Source organism: Thiohalocapsa halophila (assembly GCF_016583825.1).
Lineage (GTDB): Bacteria > Pseudomonadota > Gammaproteobacteria > Chromatiales > Chromatiaceae > Thiohalocapsa > Thiohalocapsa halophila.
In genome coordinates this window covers 26,922-34,404 of sequence record NZ_NRRV01000060.1, presented here as the reverse complement: position 1 = coordinate 34,404, position 7,483 = coordinate 26,922, and the positions used below count along the sequence as shown (strand labels likewise).

The window sequence follows — 7,483 nt, the reverse complement described above, 5'->3', positions numbered from 1 at the left end:
CCCCTCCTAGCCCCGGCGCCCGTCCGCCCCACCAAGCCCGCAGGACATTTTCGACCGGCAGCGCCCGAACTGCCGTCGACGCTGCGCGTGACACGGCCCCAACCGCTATCCGTTCGCGATGGCGCGCAGGGCGGGCGCGTGGCACGGCTCGCCGGGTGTGCCGGCAGGCCGCTTGTCACCTGAAGCGCGTCTCTCGCCGCGACGACAACGCCGGTCGTTGGGGAACCATCTCGTGCCGTGCCTGCCCAAAACGCCGATATCCAGGTTTTGTCCAAGCCCAGGCAGCCAATCATCGGAAAATCCGCAGCCGGTGGCTTGACAATGCCTACCGCAAAACCAAGTTCCAGGCTAGGATATTCGATATCGGCGGGCGGCAGCCCGGGGCGACCTGAGATTTCGCCCCCGGGCAGTCGCTGGAGACTTCGACGGCCCAGCGCCCCAACGCATTCAAGGCATCGCACCATGAGACTCTCAACCAAAGGTAGGTACGCGGTCACCGCCATGTTGGATCTGGCCCTGCACTCGGGAAAAGGGCCGGTGACACTCTCGGACATCTCGGTCAACCAGGGCATCTCCCTGTCCTATCTCGAGCAGCTGTTCGCGTCGCTGCGCAGCAAGCAGTTGGTGCGCGGCATCCGCGGTCCCGGCGGCGGTTATTATCTCGGCAAGGCGGCAGATGAGATTTCCATCGCGGACATCATCTGTGCCGTCGACGAGTGGGTGGAGTTCACACGCTGCGGCGGGCGCGAGAACTGCCGCGACGGCCAGCGGTGCCTGACCCACTCCCTGTGGGATCAGCTGAGTGATGAGATCTTCACCTTCCTGAGCGAGATCAGCCTTGCGGATCTCGTGGAGCGCGGCCAACGGGAAACGGCGGTGGACAGCAAAGGGCTGATCGGCGGCAAGCAGCGCGCGGCCTGACGGCGCGCCCGCACCGCATCGCCAGACCTGCAATGCCAGCTAACACGATGCGGCGGCGCCGTCCGCCGCGACGTCCGTGTCTGTCACCGAACACCTGGACCGCGACTGTCGGCGCTCGGCTGCGAGGCGTGATCCTCTGCACCGGCATTTCTGATCAGCGGCAGCAGCACACGCGCTTGCGTGCCGTCTGACAGCGCGTCGAGCTGCACTTCGCCGCCATGCAGGGCGACCAAGCGCTGCACGATGGCCAGGCCCAGCCCCGTGCCCCCCTCCTTGGCGCTCACGAAGGGCTCGAAGGCGCGGGCCAACACGTCGGCCGAGGGCGGGGTGCCTGGATTGATGATCCTTATCTCCGCCCGGCGCTCGCCCAAGGTGTCCACAGACACCCGGATGGTTGCGTCAGCGGGTGCCGCGTCGCAGGCGTTTGCCACCAGATTGATCAGAACCTGCTGCAGGCGATCGCGGTCTCCGAGCACTTGGATACCGGGCATCCCCGGCTCTAGCCGAATCCGGCGGCCTGCACAGGCCTTCTGGCCTTGCATGATCTCCACAGTCGCTGCCGCCAACGGCGCCAGGCTCACCGGCTCCGATGCGAGCCGCAGCGGCTTGGCGTACAGCAGGATCTCTTCCAGAAGCCGTTCCATGCGATCGCGCTCACCCTGCGCCAGGGTGAGACGGCGGTGTGTGGTGCTCGACAGATCCAGGCGCGCGAAATGCTCCAGGGCCAGCGACACCGTCGCCAGCGGCGAGCGCAGCTCGTGGACGATGGCGGATGCGAATTCGCCGATGGCGGCGAGTCGTTGACGCTCGGCGAGGCGGACGGTGCGTCCGAAGCTGGCGCTGAGCAGTTGCGCGATGTTGCTCAGGAACGCCAGGTGGGCGGCGTCGTACCGGCCGGCCTCCCGGGTCGCGAAGGCCACTGCCGCCGGCACCGGCGTCTCTGTGGCCACGGGCAGAAAGATGGCATCCGCGAGACCGCGCCGGGCGATGTCGCGCAACAGCTCGTAGCTGGGGTTCGCGGCCGCGGTCGCGGTCATGTCGCGCACGTGGAACGGTCGGTCCGTGGCAAGTGCCTCTTCAAGCAAGGTGCCCTGAAAGCGGAACAGCGCCTTGTCGCCGGGCTCCGGCGCTCCGTCCAGCGCGCTCGCCTCGAGGCGGACCGTGGCGTTATCGGGAGTCACCAGCACGACACCGATCCAGTCGAAGCGCAGCAGCCCGCGGAAGTCGTGGCTCAGAAAGCCCACGAGATCATCGAGATCGTCGCCGCGCTGGAGCCTGTCCAACAGCTGAAACAGCAGGTCGAGCCGAGCCGACAGGGCGTTGAAGCCGCCGGCGAGATCGCGCAGCTCGGTGGCGCCGCGCACCGGCACCTGCTGAGCAAAGTCCCCGGCGGCCGCCGCACGCACGCCCTCCAGGGTGCGCCGCAGCGGCCTCAGGCCATAGGCCTGCAGCAAGACCAGCAACACCAGGGCGACGACGACGGCACCGCCGAGCATCAGCACCACCAGCCGGCGCAGGCGCGCGTGCTCGGCAGCCGCCCATTGCCGAAGCTGATCGGCCAAGGCATCGGCGGCGTTCTCGACCCCTGCCAGATGCTCGAGGTTGTACTCTGCGGCCCATTCCAGCCGCGGCTCCTCGGTACTCGCTCCGAGGGCGTCCATCAGGCCGGCGCGGTGCGTTTGCCAGGCTGTCTCCAGTGCGGCTACTGCGGCGTCGAGCTCGGGCTCGCGAGCCGGCTGCATCCAGGCCGCCGGCCGCTCCAGCACGGCACTGAAGTCGCCGCTCATGAAGCCGTCGACCACTGCGTCGAAGAGGCGGACCTGAGCCATCAAGTCGCGGTAGAAGAGCTCCACGTCCCGGTAATAGGTGGGATAGTCGCGCGGTGCGTGCGCGTCGTAATTCATCGCCTGCATGTGCATCTGGCTGGCGGTAAGCTCGAGCCGTGCTGCAATGTCCACCACGGCGTCGGCGTCCACCTGGCGCTGGAAGGCGGCGAGGGTGGCCAGGCTGGCGCCGGCAAAGAGGGCAATCAGCAGCACGAATGCGGCGCCGACTTGAAAGCGCAAACTGGTGAGCAGGCGGTGCAAGCTGACCCCCGTCAATGGGCCCGGGACTCTCTGAGTCGGGCGCGATTTTGGTGCTATCCTTCGGTTTCCACGGCGTTTGCGCGCCCTGCATCCGGGCCCCTGCACCGAGGCAATGCAAGCGCTGTCGCCGCAGCCGATGCGAAGAGGCTTTGCCAGCCCAGATGCTCACCGAAACCGACGCGCTCATCACCATCGACGACCTCGTGCGCTGGGGCGCGAGTCGGTTCGCGGCGGCCGGGCTCCACTTCGGACATGGTACCGACAATCCCCGCGACGAGGCCCATTGGCTCGCCGCCCATGCGCTGCATCTGCCCTTCGAGCTGGCGGCGGCCTATGGCGGCTGCCATGTAACCGCCGCCGAGCGCGATGCCGTCTTGGCATTACTGCGCCGGCGCATGGACGAGCGTAGGCCGGCGGCCTACCTCACCGGCGTCACCCGCTTTGCCGGCCTCGACTTCGACGTGGATGACGCGGTAATGATCCCGCGCTCGCCGCTGGCAGAGCTCATCGAGCAGGGCTTCGCACCTTGGACCGAGCCGGACGCCGTGCGCCGGGTGCTCGACCTCTGCACCGGCAGCGGCTGCCTCGGCATCGCCGTCGCCGCGCACCTGCCGCAGGCCATCGTGGACCTGGCGGACATCTCGCCGGCGGCCTTGGCCGTGGCGCGGCGGAACATCGCCCGCCACCGGCTGCAAGCTCAGGTGCGGGCGCTGGAGTCCGATCTCTTCGCCGGCATCGGCGGCGATGACGACGACGGCTATGACGTCATCGTCTCCAACCCGCCCTATGTCGGTGCCGCGGAGATGGAAGCCTTACCGCCCGAATATGGCCACGAGCCCGCGCTGGCGCTGGCGGCCGGCGAGACCGGCCTGGATCTCGTGCTCCGCATCCTGCGCGATGCACCGGACTACCTCGCCGATGACGGCATATTGGTGGTGGAAGTGGGCAACAGCGCCGAGGCCCTGGCGGCGGCCGTGCCGACCGTCCCTTTCACCTGGATCGATTTCGAGCGCGGCGGCAATGGTGTGCTCACACTGGACCGAGGAGCGCTCGCCGCCTATCACGACCAATTCGCGCAAGCGGTGGCTGCCCTATGAGCGCCCTCCGGCGGAGCTCGACGGGCCCGTATGCCGCTCGACCTCGCCAAGTCAGCGCCAAACGCGGCGGCGGTGGTCTCGCTCCGCAGCTAGGCGCGGGCACTGTGGGTCTCCGCCGCGAAGCCCTGCCGTCCTCGAAGCTCGTGGTAGGCTTCACCCACGCGGTTCTCTTCTCAAACCCTATTGAAACAGATCACCGAGACCCACCGTCGCGGGCTCGAGCTGGAGGATGACGATGCTTGACCACACCCGACCCACAGCCGGCGAGCAGCCTGCCGAGACGGGCGCGCGTCCCGCCACGTCCGCCGGCGATGATCAGCGCACGGTCTTCGACCTGGACCTGATCAAGCGCTACGACCAAAGCGGTCCGCGCTACACCTCCTATCCCACGGCGGTGGAGTTCGACCCGGCCTTCGATGCCACGCGCTACGCCGAGGTCTGCCGGGAGACCAATGCCAGTGGCCGGCCGCTGTCGCTGTACTTCCACATCCCCTTCTGCGACACGGTCTGCTTCTACTGTGCCTGCAACAAGATCGCCACTAAGGACCGCACCCTGGTGCAGCCCTACCTGGAGCGCGTCTATCAGGAGATGGCGATGCAATCAGCGCTGTTCGATGACGATCGCGTAGTCGAGCAGCTGCATTGGGGCGGCGGCACGCCCACCTTCATCAGCCACGCGCAGATGCGCGAGCTGATGGACCAGACCCGCAAGCACTTCAAGCTCGCCGACGACGCCCACGGCGAGTACTCCATCGAAATCGACCCGCGCGAGGCCACCGGCGACACCATCGAGCTGCTGCGCGAGATCGGCTTCAACCGTATGAGCCTCGGCGTGCAGGACTTCGACCCGAGGGTGCAGCAGGCGGTCAACCGCATCCAGTCCGAAGAGGAAACCATGGCGGTGCTGGAGGCGGCCCGTGCCGCGGGCTTCCGCTCCATCAGCATCGATCTCATCTACGGCCTGCCGCATCAGACCGCCGAGAGCTTCATGGACACCGTCGAGCGCATCATCGCCGTCGCTCCGGATCGGCTGTCGGTGTTCAACTATGCGCACCTGCCGGCGCGCTTCATGCCGCAGCGGCGCATCGACGACGACGACCTGCCGCGGCCCGAGGTGAAGCTGGAAATCCTCCAGGCCGCCACCGAGCGCCTCACCGAGGCCGGCTGGCTCTACATCGGCATGGATCACTTTGCACGCCCTGACGACGAGCTGGCCCGCGCCCAGCGCGATGGCACGCTATACCGGAATTTCCAGGGCTACTCCACGCACGCCGATTGCGACCTGATCGGCCTGGGTGTGACCTCCATCGGCAAGGTCGGCAAGACCTATGGCCAGAACCGCCGCGAGCTCGACGCCTACTACGAGGACATCGACGCCGGCCGCCTGCCCGTGTTCCGGGGCATCGAGCTGAACCGCGACGATGAGATCCGCCGCGATGTCATCACCCGGCTCATCTGCCACTTCCGGCTGGACTTCGCCGATGTGGAGCGTCACTGGGGTATCGACTTCCACGACTACTTTGGCCGCAGCCTGGCCAAGCTGGAGGGCATGCAGCAGGACGGACTGCTGGAGGTGGATGCCCAGGGCATCGGCGTGCTGCCCAAGGGCCGGCTGTTGATTCGCAACATCTGCATGGCCTTCGATGCCTACCTGGAAGCCAAGCAGGGCCCCGTGGGCTTCTCCAAGGTCATCTGACGGGCACGCCGGTGACCGGGGACAAGCCGGGCCAAGCGCAGACGGTCGGCGGCGCCGACTTGGTGGGCCGTTTTCGCGCCAGTGCCCGGCTGTATCCGGAACGGCCTGCGATCTTCGCCGACGCCCCGATCTGGACCTTCTCGGCACTCGACATCGCCACCGACGGCGTCGCCGCGTCGCTCGCCGAGCGCGGCATCGGCCCGCGCGAGCGCGTCGCGCTCTATTGCCCGAATGGTGCCGATTTCATCGTCGCTTACCTGGGCTGTCTCAAGGCGGGTGTCGTCGCGGTGCCCATCAACCTGCTGCTGAGCCCGCGCGAGATCGCCTTCATCCTGCGCGACAGCGGCGCCCGCGGCCTCTTCTTCCATGCGAGCCTCGCCGGGCCTACTGCGGCGGCCCTGGGCGAGGTGCCCGAGGTGGGGCTGCGTATCGGTATCGGCTTCGACGACGATGTGCCGCTGCTGGACTGCCATTTGCACCAGCTGGTTCAGCCGAAGCCGGCCCCGGCATCGGCCCCCACGGCGGCGGACGACGCCGTGATCCTCTATACCTCCGGCACCACGGGTCGGCCCAAGGGTGCTGTGCTGACCCACGGCAATCTCGGCGCCAATGCGCTCGCCGTGGCGGACGTCCTGGGCGTCAAGCCCGGCGTGGACCGGGTGCTGGTGGTGCTGCCCATGTTCCACGCCTTCGCCGGCACCGTTGGCCTCGCCATGCCGCTGTTGGCCGGGGCCGCCATCGTACCGGTGCCGCGCTTCGACCCGCAGGCCATTACCGACGCCGTCGGCCTGCACCACGCCACCATCTTCCTCGGCGTGCCGAGCCTGTACTCGGTGTTGATGCGCCTCGCCGATGAGCAGTTGGCGGCCTGGAAGTCCGTGCGGCTCGCCATCTCCGGCGGTGCAGCCATGCCCCTGGCCCTGATGGAGGCCTTCGAGCAGCGCTTCTGCGTGCCCATCCTGGAGGGCGACGGCCCCACGGAATGCGGGCCGGTCACCGCCGTCAATCCGCCGGCGGGCCCGCGCAGGCCCGGCTCCATCGGCCCGGCCATTCCCGGCGTGGAGATGCGCATCTGCGACGATCAGGGCAAAACCTTGGCAGACGGCGAGTACGGGGAGGTCTGCGTCCGGGGCCCGGGGGTGATGCGCGCCTATTGGCAGCTGCCGGAGGAGACGGCGGCTGCCTTCTTCGGCGACTGGTTTCGTACCGGCGACCTCGGCTGGCGGGATGCCGATGGTTATGTCTATCTCGTCGACCGCATCAAGGATCTCATCATCAGCAACGGGATCAACGTCTACCCGCGGGTCATCGAGGAGGTGCTCGCACGGCATCCGAGCGTTGGCGAAGTCGCCGTGGTGGGCGAGCCGCATCGCACGCACGGTGAGCTGCCCATCGCCTATGTCACGCCGGCGGCGGACGCGCAGCCCAACGCCGGTGCGCTCAAGGCCTGGTGCCGGGAGCATCTCGGCACTCATGAGATACCGCGCCGTATCGAGGTTCTCTCGAGCCTCCCCAAGAATGCCGCAGGCAAGATCCTCAAGCGGGAGCTGCGGCGCACCGGCGAAGTGGACCGCGGTGTGTCCTGAAGCTGCCGAGGGCTAGTGCAGGGTTTCCGCGACCTGTGCCTGCGTCATGTCGTTGTGGAATCGGGCATCCGCAAGGCCACGACAGCCCGCAGCGGC

The 7,483-nt window shown here is 67.8% G+C and carries 5 protein-coding genes; 4 read left to right on the top strand and 1 reads right to left on the bottom strand.

Features of this window, described 5'->3' with window-relative positions; all coding sequences use genetic code 11:
• The first annotated feature begins 462 nt into the window (after positions 1 to 462).
• Positions 463 to 921 (top strand): Rrf2 family transcriptional regulator, encoded by a 459-nt coding sequence (locus CKO31_RS19740; RefSeq protein ID WP_200240719.1) that lies wholly within the window; start codon positions 463 to 465, stop codon positions 919 to 921.
• 83 nt (positions 922 to 1,004) lie between these two features.
• Here CKO31_RS19740 and CKO31_RS19735 read toward each other — a convergent pair whose 3' ends face one another.
• Positions 1,005 to 2,960 (bottom strand): sensor histidine kinase, encoded by a 1,956-nt coding sequence (locus tag CKO31_RS19735; RefSeq protein ID WP_322789188.1) that lies wholly within the window; start codon positions 2,958 to 2,960, stop codon positions 1,005 to 1,007.
• A 209-nt stretch (positions 2,961 to 3,169) separates the two neighbouring features.
• Here CKO31_RS19735 and prmB point away from each other — a divergent pair, with 209 nt between their 5' ends.
• From prmB to CKO31_RS19720, 3 genes are all read left to right on the top strand, one after another.
• Complete coding sequence (gene prmB / locus CKO31_RS19730) at positions 3,170 to 4,105, top strand: 50S ribosomal protein L3 N(5)-glutamine methyltransferase (RefSeq protein WP_200240715.1); 936 nt, start codon at positions 3,170 to 3,172, stop codon at positions 4,103 to 4,105.
• A 235-nt stretch (positions 4,106 to 4,340) separates the two neighbouring features.
• Positions 4,341 to 5,801 (top strand): oxygen-independent coproporphyrinogen III oxidase, encoded by a 1,461-nt coding sequence (hemN, locus tag CKO31_RS19725; protein ID WP_200240712.1) that lies wholly within the window; start codon positions 4,341 to 4,343, stop codon positions 5,799 to 5,801.
• An 11-nt stretch (positions 5,802 to 5,812) separates the two neighbouring features.
• A complete protein-coding gene (locus CKO31_RS19720; RefSeq protein WP_322789187.1) occupies positions 5,813 to 7,387 on the top strand; it encodes a long-chain-fatty-acid--CoA ligase in 1,575 nt (524 codons plus the stop codon).
• Positions 7,388 to 7,483 lie beyond the last annotated feature (96 nt).

Excerpts from the sequence above, each read along its gene's own strand:
- CKO31_RS19740 (WP_200240719.1), top strand. The coding sequence starts at position 463 with ATGAGACTCTCAACCAAAGGTAGGTACGCGGTCACCGCCATGTTGGAT.
- prmB (WP_200240715.1), top strand. The coding sequence starts at position 3,170 with ATGCTCACCGAAACCGACGCGCTCATCACCATCGACGACCTCGTGCGC.
- hemN (WP_200240712.1), top strand. The coding sequence starts at position 4,341 with ATGCTTGACCACACCCGACCCACAGCCGGCGAGCAGCCTGCCGAGACG.